The sequence below is a fragment of the Nocardia beijingensis NBRC 16342 genome (assembly GCF_001612785.1).
GTDB lineage: Bacteria > Actinomycetota > Actinomycetes > Mycobacteriales > Mycobacteriaceae > Nocardia > Nocardia beijingensis.
In genome coordinates, this window is record NZ_BDBC01000051.1 from 101708 (window position 1) to 115841 (window position 14134).

The following is a 14134-nucleotide window of genomic DNA, read 5'->3' on the forward strand; positions in this document are numbered from 1 at the left end:
CTACCCCGAGATCCGGATGCCTGGGTTTACGCCCCAGATCGCCAATGTCATGAACAGGTTCGCGAAAACGACCGCGATGATGCACATCTTGATCGCGCGGCCCGCGGCCACACCGACGCCCTCGGGGCCACCGGAGGCGAAGAAGCCGTAGTAGCACTGGATGAACGTGGTGATCGCGACGAACAGGATCGCCTTGATCAGCGAGTAGATGACGTCGGTCGGAACCAGGAACTGATAGAAGTAGTGCTGGTAGGTGCCGGTGGCGGTGCCGCCGATCAGCTGCACGGTCAGCGCGCAGGAGACGTAGGCCATGGTGAGGCCGAGGCAGTAGAGCGGGATGATGGCGACCATCGCCGCGAACATCCTGGTGCTGATCAGATACGGCAGCGGCCGGATGGCGATGGACTCGAGCGCGTCGATCTCCTCGGAGATACGCATGGCGCCGAGCTGCGCGGTGAACCGGCAGCCCGCCTGGGCCGCGAAGGCCAGCGTCGCCAGCAGCGGACCGAGTTCGCGCGTCGTCGCGAACGCCGAGATCGCACCGGTGATCGGACTCAGCCCGAGCAGGTTCAGCGAGTTGTAACCCTGGATGCCGACGGTCATGCCGCCGAACGCGCTCAGAATGACGACGACGCCGATGGTGCCGCCGCCGACGACGAGATTGCCGTTGCCCCAGGTGACGTCGGAAAGCAGGCGCCACACTTCCTTGGGGTAGTGCCGCAGCGCCAGCGGGATCGAGCCGATCGAGCGCAACAGGAAGAACACCTGGTGGCCGAGCCTGGCCAGCCAATCGACCGGAGCCTGCGCGGATTTCCGGAACGCCTGGAGCGGCCGCAGCAGCGGCGGTACATAGGTTGATGACACCGGCTCAGACCACCTGTGACGGGAATAGTGCGTTGTAAACCTGGGTGATGATGAGGTTCACTCCGAACAGCATGATGGCGGAGCTCACCACCGCGGAATTCACCGAGTTCGCGACACCGCCGGGGCCACCACGGGTGTTCAATCCGGTGTCGCACGCGATGATTGCCGCCAGCAGGCCGAAAATCAGCGATTTCATCAGCGCGACAAGCAGATCGGTGGTCACCGCGAACGAAGAGAAGGTGCCGACGTAGGAACCCGGCGTACCGTTCTGCGCGAAGATGTTGAAGATGTAGCCGGTCAAGAAGCCGACGAAGACGACGAAGCCGCACAGCAGCACACTCACCAGCATCGCGGCGCCGAGACGCGGAGCGACCAGCCTGCGCATCGGATCGACGCCCATCACCTTCATGGCGTCGATCTCCTCGCGGATGGTGCGCGAGCCGAGATCGGCGCAGACCGCCGAGCCGACGGCGCCCGCGATCATCAGCGAGGTGACCAGCGGGGCGCCCTGCTGAATGATGCCGAGGCCGTTGGCCGCGCCGATGAACGAGGTGGCGCCGACCTGCCCGGCGACCGAGCCGACCTGGATGGAGACGATGACGCCGATCGGGATGGCGACCAGCAGGGTCGGCGCCGCGGAGACGCTGGCCATGAAGGCGCACTGCCGCACGAACTCCGCGACCGGGAAGCGCCCGCGGAAAATCGAGACGAACAGTTCGGCGACCGCGGCGAAGCCCATCGTGATCTGCCTGCCGAAGGTCTCCAGCGATCGCTTGGGATGATCTTGCCAATAAGATCTCGTCCAATCGACCGCACCACTGAACCGTGACCCTGATGGTGGACTCTCGGTCGACTGCACTGGCTGATCCTCCTCGACGCCGGTTGGTTGCCCCGACGACTCGTTTGCTTGACGCACCTTACTACGGAGTAGTGCAGAACACACCATCCACTTGTGATCGCAGTCATAGATGTCTGTCACCACTGCCGGAAAGTGATGGTTAAAGCGCGGAACATTGGGAACGACCCCAAAGATGATCAGCCGAGCTCTGGCACAAGCTACAGCCGAAGTGCGGGAATGCCCGATCGCTTCCTGCGATTCGGCGAATTACTTCGGATAACTTTCATCGAAAATCCGATTTGTTTCCTGGAACCAACGCGGCGCCTTCTTACTATCACTGCGTCACTAACGGCCACACGATTTTCACAATTGCGATAGCTAATCGCTATTGGGCCGATAAGATACATTTGATCACGGTTGTATGAAAGTGGATTGAAGTGCGGAGCGGTGGGGACAACCCCCGTAGTGGTGACGCGCCCGAGACCGATTACTGACACGATGGGTGCGACAGATTGATATCGTGCGGGCTTCCGACGTCTGGAGGGACATGTTCAGCAAACTCGCCAAGGTGGCCAACGCCGCCTTCGCCGTCGCCCTGGGCGCGGCGCTGCTCGGCACGGGCGCAGGGGCCGCTAACGCCGACCCGGGCCCGCCGGTGTTGGGCGGTGGATCCGGCATCATCATCGACAACCAGTTCGAGTGCACGGTCACGACGGTCGGCCACGACAACGCGGGCCGTCTGGTCGGCCTGACCGCGGGGCACTGCGGCGACCCCGGCGCACAGGTCTACGCCGAAGCCGATCGCGGCTCGGGCGTGATCGGCCGTTTCGTGTACTCCAACCACGATCTCGACTACGCCGTCATCCAGTTCGAGCCGGGCAGGATCACCCCGGTGAACCGGGTCGGCAACGTCACCATCACCGGTATCGGCGGACCGGCCAACTTCCCGCAGATCGTCTGCAAGGAAGGGCGCACCACCGGCAACACCTGCGGTATCGCCTGGGGTGACCTCTTCAGGACGAACGTCGAGACCTGGAGCCAGATGTGCGTCGTCGAAGGCGACTCCGGCGCGCCGGTCGTCGTCGGTTCGACGCTGGTCGGCATGGTGAACGCCTACCTGGCCATCGCGTGCTTCGGTCCCGAGGTGGGAACCAACATGAGCGCGATCATGGGCGACATCAACGCGCGCGGCGGCGTCGGCGCGGGCTTCCTCCCGATCTGATCGCCCGCTACTCGGCGATGAGCGGCCCGAACGCGAGCTACGCGTTCGGGCTGCTCATTTTTTCGCTCGGCGCCACCGCAGGTCCGGCGACCGCGCACTGGGGCATGCAATCGACGCTGTCGAGCGTGGGCGCGTGCCGCACCGGGCGCAGCAGCACGGCGGCGAGCACCGCGCCGAGCACCAGCAGCCCGGCGCACAGCCACATCGCGGTGGCGAAGCCGGCGTCGAAAGCCGCGGGATCACCCAGCGCGCCCGAGATGCCCGCGAGTCCGGGCAGCGCCGCCACCGCGAGCAGTTGCGCGGTGCGCGCGACGGCGTTGTTCACGCCGGAGGCGATGCCGGCCTCGCTCGCGGGCACCGCGCCGAGCACCGCACCGGTGAGCGGCGCGACCAGCGCCGCGAGCCCGAGCCCGAAGACGAGGACGCCGGGCAGCACATCGGTGAGATATCTCGTTTCGGGTCCGATGCGCAGCAACAGCACCAAGCCCGCCGCCGCCAGCAGCGGTCCCGCGGTCATCGGGATGCGCGGCCCGTGCCGCTGCGCCCAGCGTCCGGCGGGAGCCGACAGCGCCAGCATGATCAGCGTGATGGGCACTGTCGCGACGCCGGACATCAGCGGCGTGTACCCCGCGACCAGTTGCAGTTCCAGCACCAGCAAGAAGAAGACGCCACCGAGGGCGGCGTAGACCGCGAGCGTCACGAGATTCGCCGCGGTGAACACCCGCGAGCCGAACAGCGACGGCGGCACCAACGGGTGGTCGCTGCGCAGTTCGATCACGACGAATGCCAGCAGCAGCACCACACCGGCCCCGATGAGCACGGGCACGGTGTCGATCAGTCCGAGAGTCAACGCACCCAGAGCCAGCGCCACCACGAGCGCGCCCGGTACGTCCAGCTCGGGGGCGGCGTCGGGATCGTGGCTCTCGGGCACGTGCCGCAACGCGACCAGCACGACGACGACGGTGAGCGGAACGTTGAGGAAGAAAATGGACCGCCAGCCCGCGAACTCGATGAGCCAGCCGCCGAGGAACGGCCCGAGCGCGCCTGCCACCCCGCCGAAGCCGGACCACAGGCCGATCGCGGCGCCTTGATCGCGGCGATCGATGGACGAGGAGATCAGCGCCAGACTGCCCGGTGTGAGCATCGCGCCGGCGACGCCCTGCAGGATCCGGGCCGCGACCAGCAGTTCGATGGACGTCGCGACGCCGCACAGCACCGAAGCGACCGCGAAAGCCGCGGTGCCCCAGACGAAGACCCTGCGGCGGCCGAACTTGTCGCCGAGCGAGCCGCCGAGCAGGATGAACGACGCGAGGGTGAGGGTGTAGCCGTTCAACGTCCACTGCAACCCGGCGACGTCGGTGTCCAGCGATTCGCCGATCCGCGGCAACGCGATGTTCACGACCGTCGCGTCGAGGGAGGCGACCGAAGATCCGAGGATGGTGGCCAGCAGAATCCAGCGACCGGTGCCCGACCGCAACCGCGGTAACTCGGTGGTGCTCACCCACCCCAACCTAGCGGCAGGCAAGCAGTGGGAAGTCCTGCTCAGAGCTCCTGGACGCAGATGACGAAACGGCGCTTGTCGTAGACGTATCCCGTGCCGCTGCCGCAGACGTTCACGTCATCGGCGCTGTCCACACGCTTGACCACCTTGACGCCCTTTACCGGAGACGAACCGGTGCAGTCGATGCGCTTGGGGTCGTCACCGCCGACATCCATGCAGCCGCCGACCACCCAGTCGATGTCGAGGCACAGCGCGCCCTGTTCGATGCCGTTGATCGTCTCGGCGTAGTAGTTGTCGGCGTCGCTGCTGCACTGCGAGCTCTTCGCCTTCTTATCGATCACCTTGTAGTTCGACTCGCGGCTGCCGCACGACGCCTTCTCGATGGTGGCGTTGGTGGTGGTGCCGCCGAGCTTCACGCAGTCGCCGATGCTCGCGTCGAAATCGGTGCTTCCGCTCGGCTTGCTCGTCGTCGGCTTGCCGGTGCTCGGCGCGGGCTTGCCCGAGGACGGCTTCGGCGTGTTGGTCACCGACACCGCGTCGATCGTCCCGTCCACGGCGGGCTGTGCGGTGCCGCTGACCGTGGAAGTACAGCCGACCAGCGACAATCCGGCCGCCACGGCCATTCCGGCGAAGGCGAGACGCCCCCAGGTCAGTTGACGAGACACGTACAGTCCTCCCGAGCTGTAACGCCGGCGAACTCACGCCCCCGTAATCCGAAGTTGCCTTGGCTGCGCTTGAAATACCACGCCATGAATACACCATCGACCGAGCGCCCGTCGAGCCGGAGCCGGAAACGAACCGCGGCCAGTAGCTCTGGGTATGGTGAGGTTTCTGTGTGAGAGGAGCCCCCGGGTGAAGCTGATCAGCGCAATCGTGTGTTCGACCGCCGCGATCGGAGGCTCCCTGGTCGTTCCCGGCGTGGCCGCCGCGGCGGATGTGCACTGCCGATCGGAACGCGGAACCGATATCACCCGCATCGTTGGGGAGACCGCCTGCCGCGCGGCGACCGACGACTACGGCTTGGCCACGGCCAGCGGGATCGACGGGGTTGGCTACGCCAACGCGACCTCGGGCGCGACGGCCATCGGCATCGGCGCGGCGGGAGGCGTCGGCGCGAGCGAGGGCGCGGGCGGGATTCCGGTCGCGCTCGGCTTCGGCCAGGACGCCGTCGCCATCACCTCGACCACGGTGCCGGGCGTGCGCACTTTCGCGATCTCGATCGCGCTGGAAGGGTCGCGAGCGGGGGTGGAGACCGCCGAACAGACGGTCGTCTGCCTCGGCGCGGCGGCCTTCGCGTGGAACGCCGACAGCGGCGACGCGTGCATTGCGACACCTTTTGGGCTCTGGCAGACCCATTGAACGGGTTACCCTGGTTGACCAGCCCGGATAACGGCGGTCAGGAGGTGACCCCATGGTTTCGGCAATGGCGGCGGACGACTTCGAGCCCGCCGATGCACCCGGCGGGAAGCTGGCGGCGCCGCACGAAATGCTGGTCGATCCGCGTTTCATCCGGCTGGCGGATCAGTTCTTCGGCCTGTTCGCCCAGCCTGCGCGCGGCGGCGGGGCACTGGCTGTCTACCTCGACGGCAAGCCCGTTGTCGACATCTGGGCAGGCTGGGCGGACAAGGAGCGGCGCTGGAACGGCGATACCGTCGCGCTGACCTTCTCCACCGGCAAGGGCGTGGCGTCCACCGTCGTGCACCGCTTGGCCGAACGCGGTCTGATCGACTACGACATCCCGATGGCCGAGTACTGGCCGGAGTTCGCCGCGCACGGCAAAGACGACATCACCGTCCGTGACGTGCTCTGCCACCGCGCCGGTCTGCACCGGGTGCGCGGCCTGGTTCCCGGCCGCGAAGGCATCCTGCACTACGACGCCGTGGTTCGTGCGCTGGCCGAAAGCCCGGCGGACCCTCGGCGCATCCGCACCTCCGGCTATCACGCGATCACCTTCGGCTGGCTGGTCGCCGAGCTCGTGCAACGAGCGACGGGCACGCCGTTCACCGAGGTGCTGCGCACCGAGATCGCCGAGCCACTCGGGCTGGACGAGTACTGGTTCCGCGTTCCGGAATCCGAACGGCACCGGATCGCCAAGATCTACCGTCACCTCGGCCCGCCGGGGATCCGCTGGAACACCGCCTCCTCGGTGCTGTCCTGGGTGCGGCCGGTGCGCGGGCTCGCCGAGGCGGGCATGCCGGAGAGCTTCGACGAACTGGTCCGCGATCCCCGCGTGCACGACTCGGTGATGCCGGGCTGGAACGGCGTGTTCTCCGCGCGCGCACTGGCGCGGATGTACGGCGCCCTGGCCAACGGCGGCGTGGTCGACGCGGCCGGATCGGACCGGAAGACGCACGGTGCCCAGCAAGGCGCGCCGTTCCTCCACCCGCGGACGATCGAAACCATCAGTCACGTGCAGCCGACCCACAGCCGGGACTACGTGCTCGGCGTGCCGATCCACTTCACGCTCGGCTACCACCGCCCGGTCCTCATGTCCAAGCAACAGCCACGGCACGCGTTCGGCCACTACGGCGTCGGCGGGTCCGGCGCGTACGCCGATCCGGATCTCGGCATGTCCATCGCGTTCGTGACCAACGGGCTCGGCAGCATGGTGACCGCGCTCGGCGACGCCAGGCTCGCGCGGCTGGCGGCGACGGCGCAGGCGACGGTGCGCAAGTACAAACAGGCCGCGGGCTAGGCGTCGAACCGCCGCCGTCGCGGCCTCGTGTTCTCGACATGGAGGTGCGCATGCCACGAACCGAGGCGGGTGCCCGCCACGGCGGGCCGCGCGTGCCGCGAGCGACCGTACTGCACGCCTTGGCCGCGGGGGCGGATTTCGATCGGTACTTCCGCTGGCGCAGGGCGCGCGAAGGCGACCCGTTCTACGTTCGCTTTCCCGGCTTCGGCGCGGTGCTGTTCACCGGGACGGCCGTCGGCGCGAGCGAGTTGTTCCGCTTGCCGGTCGACGGCTCCGAGCCGCCGCGGCCGAATCCGATCGAACCGATGGTCGGCGCCGCGTCGCTGATCCTGGCTTCCGGCGAACGTCATCGCCGCGACCGCGCCCTGCTCACGCCCGCCTTGCACAGTGCCAGGGTCCGGGAGCACGGAGAGCTGATCCGGGAAGCCACCGAGGGGGAACTCGCCGGGAAGAGCGGTCAGGAGTGGGCGGTGGGCGCGCGCGTCGATGCGCGAGCGGCGGCGCGGGCCCTCACGCTTCGCGTGATCGCGACGGTGGTGCTGGGTGCGCGCGACCCGCGGCGGCAGGCGGAATACACCGCCGCGATGGCGGACTTCCTCACGGCCTTCTCCGGGCCGTTGCTGCTGCTACCCGCGCTGCGCCGCGGACTGCACGGGCACGGTCCGTGGGATCGGTTCCGCGCCGCGCGCGAGCGATTGGACCGGTTGATCCGCGCCGACATCGCGCACCGGCGCGCGCATCCGGCGGCGCCGCCCTCCGACCTGCTCGACCTGTTGCTGTCCGCCTATCCCGACGACGCCGACGACGTACTGTGCGAGCAGATACGCACGTTGCTGGTGGCCGGGCACGAGACCACCGCGACCACGCTGGTCTGGGCGCTGTTCCGGCTGCACCGCGCACCCGAGGCACTGGACAGGCTGCGGCGGGAGCTGCGGGACGCGGGCTGGGACGCAAGCCCGGAGGACCTGGCCGCACTGCCGTACCTCGACGCCGTCTGCCAGGAGACGCTGCGGCTGCACCCGCCGGTGCCGATCGTCCTGCGCAGGCTGACCGAGCCCTTCGCGCTGCGCGGCGTCGCGCTCGCCCCCGGCGACACCGTAGGGGTAGCGGTGCCATTGCTGCACTCCGATCCCGAGGTGTGGTCCGACCCGGGGCGCTTCGACCCGTCCCGCTTCGTCGGGCGCCGCTACCGGCCGTTCGAGTTGGCGCCGTTCGGCGGCGGCCATCGGCGCTGCGTCGGCGCGGCCCTCGCGGAGTACGAGTTGCGGATCGCGCTGGCCACCATCCTGACGCGAGTACGCCTGTGGCTCGCCCCTCGATACGCGCGCGGGAGGGTCCCGCTCACGGTGCCGCACAATATCGCGAGCGGTCCGCATGGTCCGATTTCGTTCGACGTGATCAGTGAGCTTCGTCACTAATGAGTTTGCTGTGAACCATCTTTCGGGAAAACATCGACTCCGGCTCCCGGTCGCCCGATCCGTCGTGACCGGCAGGTTTGCCCGCTTCGATACCCGGTCGCCGCGTTTGTGATCCATACCACAACAAGCACGGGTGACGAATCATTCTGAAACGCCGGTAGCTTCGAGGCGCGCCGGGACGGTAGGAATGGACGACGGGTCGGGCCGTCGATACCAGTGGGGCGCTCTTCTGGCTCCGCGCTGAAATGAAATATCTCGCTGCGCGGCGTACGCGTGCGCGCGAGAGATGGAATGGACGAGAAACCTATGCATGCCGCTTTGCACACCGGGTCGTTGCCTGCTCCTCGCAAGGGAGCGCGGCTAGCCCGCCGGATGCGCGAGGGCGTCCTGCTGTCCGCCGCGATCGCGGCAGCCGGTGTTCTGCTCGTCGCGCCTGCCCAGGCCGAACCGCTTCCCGGGATCGGCACCGGCTCGGCCGCCGCCGCCACCGAGCCCGAACCACAGGCGAACTTCGCTCCGCCCTCGATCAACATCGCCGACGGCGAGGTGGTCGGCGTCGCACAGCCGATCATCATCACCTTCAAGGAACCGGTGACCGACCACGCCACCGCCGAGAAGGCCATCAAGATCACCTCCTCGAAGTCGGCGCCGGGCCACTTCTACTGGCGCGGCGACAAGCAGGTGCGCTGGCGGCCGGACGAGTTCTGGCCGGACAACACCGACGTCCAGGTGCAGGCGGGCGGCACGACCAGCTCGTTCCGCATCGGCGACGCCTTCGTGACGACCGCCGACGACACCACCCACACCATCACCATCACCCGCAACGGTGAGGTGGTGAAGGAGATGCCCACCTCGATGGGCAAGCCCAAGCACGAGACGCCGAACGGCACCTACATCGTCGGCGAGCAGCTGCGCAAGATGACCATGGACTCGTCGACCTACGGCGTTCCGGTGACCGACCCCGAGGGCTACAAGCTCGAGGTCGAGTACGCCACCCGCATCTCCAACAGCGGCATCTTCGTGCACGCCGCCCCGTGGTCGGTCGCCCAGCAGGGCGTGTCCAACGCCAGCCACGGCTGCCTGAACGTCAGCACCGAGGACGCCAAGTGGTTCTTCGAGAACGCGCGTCGCGGCGACCCGGTGATCGTGCAGAATACCCAGGGCGGCACGCTCAGCGCGAGCGACGGTCTCGGCGACTGGAACTGACCATCCGGTAACCCCTGATCGGCGCGAAGCCGAACATTACGATCAATTGCTCGAAGTAGCCGATCGTAGTGTTCGGCTTTTGCTGTACTTGGCCCGTGCGCGAGAAGTTCAGCGCGACGGCGGGCGATCGTAACCGGCTGTTTGCTCCGGTCCGTAGAGTCACCGCCGTGCGTACCAGGCCGGAGCGAGTGCTGCCGCAGCCACCGGGACGCGGTCTGCGGCACCGTCCCTGGCCGGACTACGCCCTCTTCCTGGTCTTGGTGCTGCCGAATCTCGCGCTGCTCGCACTGTTCGTCTACCGGCCGCTGGTCGACAACATCCGGCTGTCGCTGTTCGACTGGAACATCTCCGATCCGGTCGCCACCTTCGTCGGTTTCGACAACTACCGCGAATGGTGGAGCAGGCCGGATTCCTGGGACATCGTCACCAACACCGTGGTGTTCACCCTCGCGGCGGTGGTGGGCAGCATGGCGCTCGGTCTGGCGCTCGCGTTGCTGCTGGATCGGAAACTGTTCGGCCGCAACGTGGTCCGCTCCGCGATCTTCGCGCCGTTCGTCATCTCCGGCGCCGCCATCGGCGTGGCCTTCCAGTTCATCTTCGATCCGAGTTTCGGCCTGGTCCAAGACGCACTGCACCGGCTCGGCGTGCACGAGGTGCCGGATTTCTACCAGAACCCGCGATGGGCGCTGTTCATGGTGACGGTGACCTACGTCTGGAAGAACCTCGGCTACACCTTCGTCATCTATCTGGCCGCACTGCAAGGCATTCGGGCCGATCTGATGGAAGCCGCGCAGATCGACGGCGCGAGCCGCTGGAGGACGTTCACCAAAGTCCTGCTGCCGCAATTGCGGCCGACGACCTTCTTCCTGTCCATCACGGTGCTGCTGAATTCGTTGCAGGTCTTCGACATCATCAACGTGATGACCCGAGGCGGACCGCTCGGCACCGGCACGACCACCATGGTCTACCAGGTCTATCAGGAGTCCTTCCGCAATTTCCGGGCCGGGTACGGCGCGACCGTGGCGACCATCATGTTCCTGGTGCTGCTGGTGGTGACGCTGGTGCAGGTGCGGGTGATGGATCGGGGGCAGCAGTGAATCGACAGCGCGCGGTGACGCTGCTCGGCTACGGGGCGATGGCGTGCGTGCTGATCATCGTGGGCGTCCCGCTGTTCTGGATCTTCATCACCTCGTTCAAAGCGCGGCCGGACATCTACGTGCAGCCCGCCGTGTACTGGCCGCACAGCTGGCACCCGGAGAACTACCGGGAGGCCACAACGGCGCTGCCGTTCTGGACCTTCCTGCGCAATTCGCTGATCGTCACCGGCATCGTCGCCGGGGTGAAGTTCGTGCTCGGCGTGCTCAGCGCGTACGGCCTGGTGTTCCTGCGGTTTCCGGGCAAGACGGTGGTGTTCCTGGTGATCATCGCGGCGCTGATGGTGCCCAACCAGATCACCGTGATCTCCAACTACGCGTTGATCGCTCAGCTGGGGTGGCGGAATACGTTCCAGGGCATCATCGTTCCGCTCTGCGGTGTCGCCTTCGGCACCTTCCTCATGCGCAACCACTTCCTCTCGCTGCCCTCCGAGGTGATCGAGGCGGCGCGGATGGACGGTGCGAACTGGTGGCGGTTGCTCACCAGGGTGGTGCTGCCGATGTCCGGGCCGACGATGGTCGCTTTCGCGGTGGTGACGCTGGTCAACGAGTGGAACGAATATCTGTGGCCCTTCCTGATGGCCGACGACACGACGGTCGCCACCCTGCCGGTCGGACTGACGCTGCTGCAGAACACCGAGAACCCGAGCGTCACCAACTGGGGACCGGTCATGGCGGGGACGCTGCTGACCATGCTGCCGATCCTCGTGGTCTTCCTGGTGCTGCAACGCCACATGATCAAGGGCCTCACCTCCGGTGCGGTCAAGGGTTGACCGATCAAGGAGAAACCACGTGTCCACTACACAGTTCCCGGCGCTCACCCGCCGCGGCTTCCTCGGGCTGACCGGCGCGCTCACGGCGGGCGCGGCGCTGACCGCGTGCGCGGGCACCGGAGGCGGCGGCAAGCAGTCCGGCGACGCCGAGACCATCACCTTCTGGTCCAATCACCCAGGCACGTCGAAAGAGCTGGAGGCCGAGCTCATCCGCCGCTTCCAGGAGAAGTACCCCGACCTCACGGTGCACCTGGTCGACGCGGGCAAGAACTACGAGGAGGTGTCGCAGAAGTTCAACGCGGCGCTCTCGGGCGGTGACCTGCCCGACATCGTGGTGCTCTCCGACGTCTGGTGGTTCAACTACGCGCTGAACGGCACCATCGAACCGCTCGACGGCCACTTCGCCGACGCGGGCGTGCAACTGGACGACTACGTCGATTCGCTGGTCGCCGACTACCAGTTCAACGGCAAGCACTACGCGCTGCCCTACGCCCGCTCGACCCCGCTGTTCTACTACAACAAGGACGTGTGGAACCGGGCCGGCCTGCCCGACCGCGGTCCGCAGAGCTGGCAGGAGTTCGACGAGTGGGGGCCGAAGCTGCAAGAGGTGGTCGGCGAGGGCAAGCTCGCGCACGGCTGGGGTGACGCGAAGAACTACCTCGCCTGGACCTTCCAAGGCCCGAACTGGACCTTCGGTGGCGCGTATTCGGACAACTGGACGCTGAAGTTCAACGATCCGGGCACCATCGCGGCGGGCACGTTCCTGCGCGACATGATCGCCACCAAGAAGTACGCGGGCATCAAGCCGCAGATCGCGGTGGATTTCGGTACCGGTGTGATCGCCTCCACCATCGCCTCGACCGGTGACCTGCGGGGCATCCAGAAGAACGCCGAGGGCAAGTTGACCTTCGGCACCGCCTTCCTGCCGCATCCGAACGGCCCCGGCGTCACCACCGGAGGCGCGGGCCTCGCGATTCCGGCGCGCATCTCCGACGAGCGAAAGGTGAACGCGCTGAAGTTCATCGATTTCGTCACCAACGCGCAGAACACCGCGTACTTCTCGCAGGGAACGGGCTACATGCCGGTGCGCAAGTCGGCCGTGAACGACCCGAGCGAGCAGGACTTCCTGGCGAAGAATCCGAACTCGAAGGTCGCGATCGACCAGCTGCCGTTGACCAAGTCGCAGGACTACGCCCGGGTGTTCGTGCCGGGCGGTGACCAGATCATCGGCACCGGCTTGGAGCAGATCGGTTTGCGCAACGCCGACGTGGCCGCCACGTTCGCGAACGTGACCAGCCAGTTGCAAGCGATCATCGATCGGCAGATCACGCCCAAGCTGCCGAAGTAGCGCCCGCCCCGAGGAGACCGACAAGCATGGCCACCGTGCAGTTCGACAGCGTGACGCACCGGTACCCCGGCGCGCAGGCGCCTGCCGTCGACCAGCTCGACCTCGACATCGCCGACGGTGAGTTCGTCGTGCTCGTCGGTCCGTCGGGATGCGGCAAGTCGACCAGCCTGCGCATACTCGCGGGACTGGAATCCGTTGCGCGGGGGCGCATCCTGATCGGGGGCAAGGACGTCACCGGATTGCCGCCGCGGGCGCGGGACGTGGCGATGGTCTTCCAGAGCTACGCGCTGTACCCCAACATGACCGTCGCGCAGAACATGGGCTTCGCCCTGCGCAACGCGGGCATGAACAAGGCCGACACGCTGGTGCGGGTCCGCGAAGCGGCGAAGATGCTCGAGCTCGAGCACCTGCTCGATCGCAAACCCGCCCGGCTGTCCGGCGGACAGCGGCAGCGCGTCGCCATGGGACGGGCCATCGTTCGGCGTCCCCAGGTGTTCTGCATGGACGAGCCGCTGTCCAACCTGGACGCCAAACTGCGGGTGAGCACGCGCTCGCAGATCGCGTCCTTGCAGAAACGGCTCGGCACCACCACGGTGTACGTCACCCACGACCAGGTCGAGGCCATGACCATGGGCGATCGGGTGGCTGTCCTGCGCGAAGGCAAGCTGCAGCAGATCGCCGCGCCGCGCATGCTCTACGACGATCCGGTGAACACCTTCGTCGCGGAATTCATCGGCTCGCCGGGCATGAACCTGCTGGAAGCGCCGGTGCGCGACGGCGTGGCGGTGCTCGGCGAGCTGCGCGTTCCGCTGCCGCCCGCCGCGAAATCTCGCGACCGGGTGGTGTTGGGGGTGCGGCCCGAGTCCTGGGAGGTCACCACCGAACCCGCCGACGGACTCGCGGTCGACGCCGAACTGCTGGAAGAACTCGGCGCGGAGTCGTTCGTCTACAGCCACGGCAGCGCCGCGGACTGGAGCAGCCGCTCCGGGAAGGTGGTCGCGCGCGTCGACCGCCGGTTCCAGGTGCGACTCGGTGACCGGCTGTACCTGCGGCCCCGCGCGGAGGACGTCTTCTTCTTCGACGCCACGACGGAGGACCGCCTGCGCTGACCGCGG

Annotated in this window: 13 protein-coding genes; 9 read left to right on the forward strand and 4 right to left on the reverse strand. The window is 67.2% G+C overall.

All coding sequences use genetic code 11. The annotated features are described in order from the left end of the window. Positions 1–864, reverse strand: coding sequence for an MlaE family ABC transporter permease (locus NB3_RS25820; protein WP_067808527.1), 864 nt, complete (start codon positions 862–864; stop codon positions 1–3). A gap of 4 nt (positions 865–868) precedes the next feature. Next, a complete protein-coding gene (locus NB3_RS25825; protein ID WP_067808528.1) occupies positions 869–1723 on the reverse strand; it encodes an MlaE family ABC transporter permease in 855 nt (284 codons plus the stop codon). 526 nt (positions 1724–2249) lie between these two features. On the opposite strand from NB3_RS25825, the gene NB3_RS25830 reads away from it, so the two are divergent. Further along, positions 2250–2924, forward strand: a complete 675-nt coding sequence (locus tag NB3_RS25830; protein WP_067808531.1) for a S1 family peptidase — start codon at positions 2250–2252, stop codon at positions 2922–2924. A 37-nt stretch (positions 2925–2961) separates the two neighbouring features. Here NB3_RS25830 and NB3_RS25835 read toward each other — a convergent pair whose 3' ends face one another. Continuing rightward, complete coding sequence (locus tag NB3_RS25835) at positions 2962–4425, reverse strand: MFS transporter (RefSeq protein WP_067808533.1); 1464 nt, start codon at positions 4423–4425, stop codon at positions 2962–2964. Between the two features lie 41 nt (positions 4426–4466). Then, positions 4467–5090 carry an LppU family putative lipoprotein gene (gene lppU, locus NB3_RS25840; protein WP_067808535.1) on the reverse strand — a complete coding sequence of 208 codons (624 nt, stop codon included), beginning with the start codon at positions 5088–5090 and terminating at the stop codon, positions 4467–4469. A gap of 187 nt (positions 5091–5277) precedes the next feature. Here lppU and NB3_RS25845 point away from each other — a divergent pair, with 187 nt between their 5' ends. From NB3_RS25845 to NB3_RS25880, 8 genes are all read left to right on the forward strand, one after another. Next, on the forward strand, positions 5278–5784 hold the full coding sequence (locus NB3_RS25845; RefSeq protein ID WP_067808537.1) for a DUF6764 family protein: 507 nt from the start codon (positions 5278–5280) through the stop codon (positions 5782–5784). 64 nt (positions 5785–5848) lie between these two features. Beyond that, a complete protein-coding gene (locus tag NB3_RS25850; RefSeq protein WP_067808538.1) occupies positions 5849–7120 on the forward strand; it encodes a serine hydrolase domain-containing protein in 1272 nt (423 codons plus the stop codon). Between the two features lie 50 nt (positions 7121–7170). Continuing rightward, a complete protein-coding gene (locus NB3_RS25855; RefSeq protein ID WP_067808610.1) occupies positions 7171–8538 on the forward strand; it encodes a cytochrome P450 in 1368 nt (455 codons plus the stop codon). A 306-nt stretch (positions 8539–8844) separates the two neighbouring features. After that, positions 8845–9744 carry a L,D-transpeptidase gene (locus NB3_RS25860; protein WP_169810747.1) on the forward strand — a complete coding sequence of 300 codons (900 nt, stop codon included), beginning with the start codon at positions 8845–8847 and terminating at the stop codon, positions 9742–9744. A gap of 167 nt (positions 9745–9911) precedes the next feature. Further along, on the forward strand, positions 9912–10841 hold the full coding sequence (locus tag NB3_RS25865) for a carbohydrate ABC transporter permease (protein WP_067808613.1): 930 nt from the start codon (positions 9912–9914) through the stop codon (positions 10839–10841). A gap of 38 nt (positions 10842–10879) precedes the next feature. After that, the gene (locus NB3_RS25870) at positions 10880–11671 is read left to right on the forward strand and encodes a carbohydrate ABC transporter permease (RefSeq protein ID WP_244892086.1); all 792 of its coding nucleotides are present in this window, start codon (positions 10880–10882) and stop codon (positions 11669–11671) included. A gap of 19 nt (positions 11672–11690) precedes the next feature. Continuing rightward, positions 11691–13019, forward strand: coding sequence for an ABC transporter substrate-binding protein (locus NB3_RS25875; RefSeq protein WP_067808545.1), 1329 nt, complete (start codon positions 11691–11693; stop codon positions 13017–13019). Positions 13020–13045: 26 nt separating this feature from the next. Next, on the forward strand, positions 13046–14128 hold the full coding sequence (locus NB3_RS25880; RefSeq protein ID WP_067808547.1) for an ABC transporter ATP-binding protein: 1083 nt from the start codon (positions 13046–13048) through the stop codon (positions 14126–14128). Positions 14129–14134 lie beyond the last annotated feature (6 nt).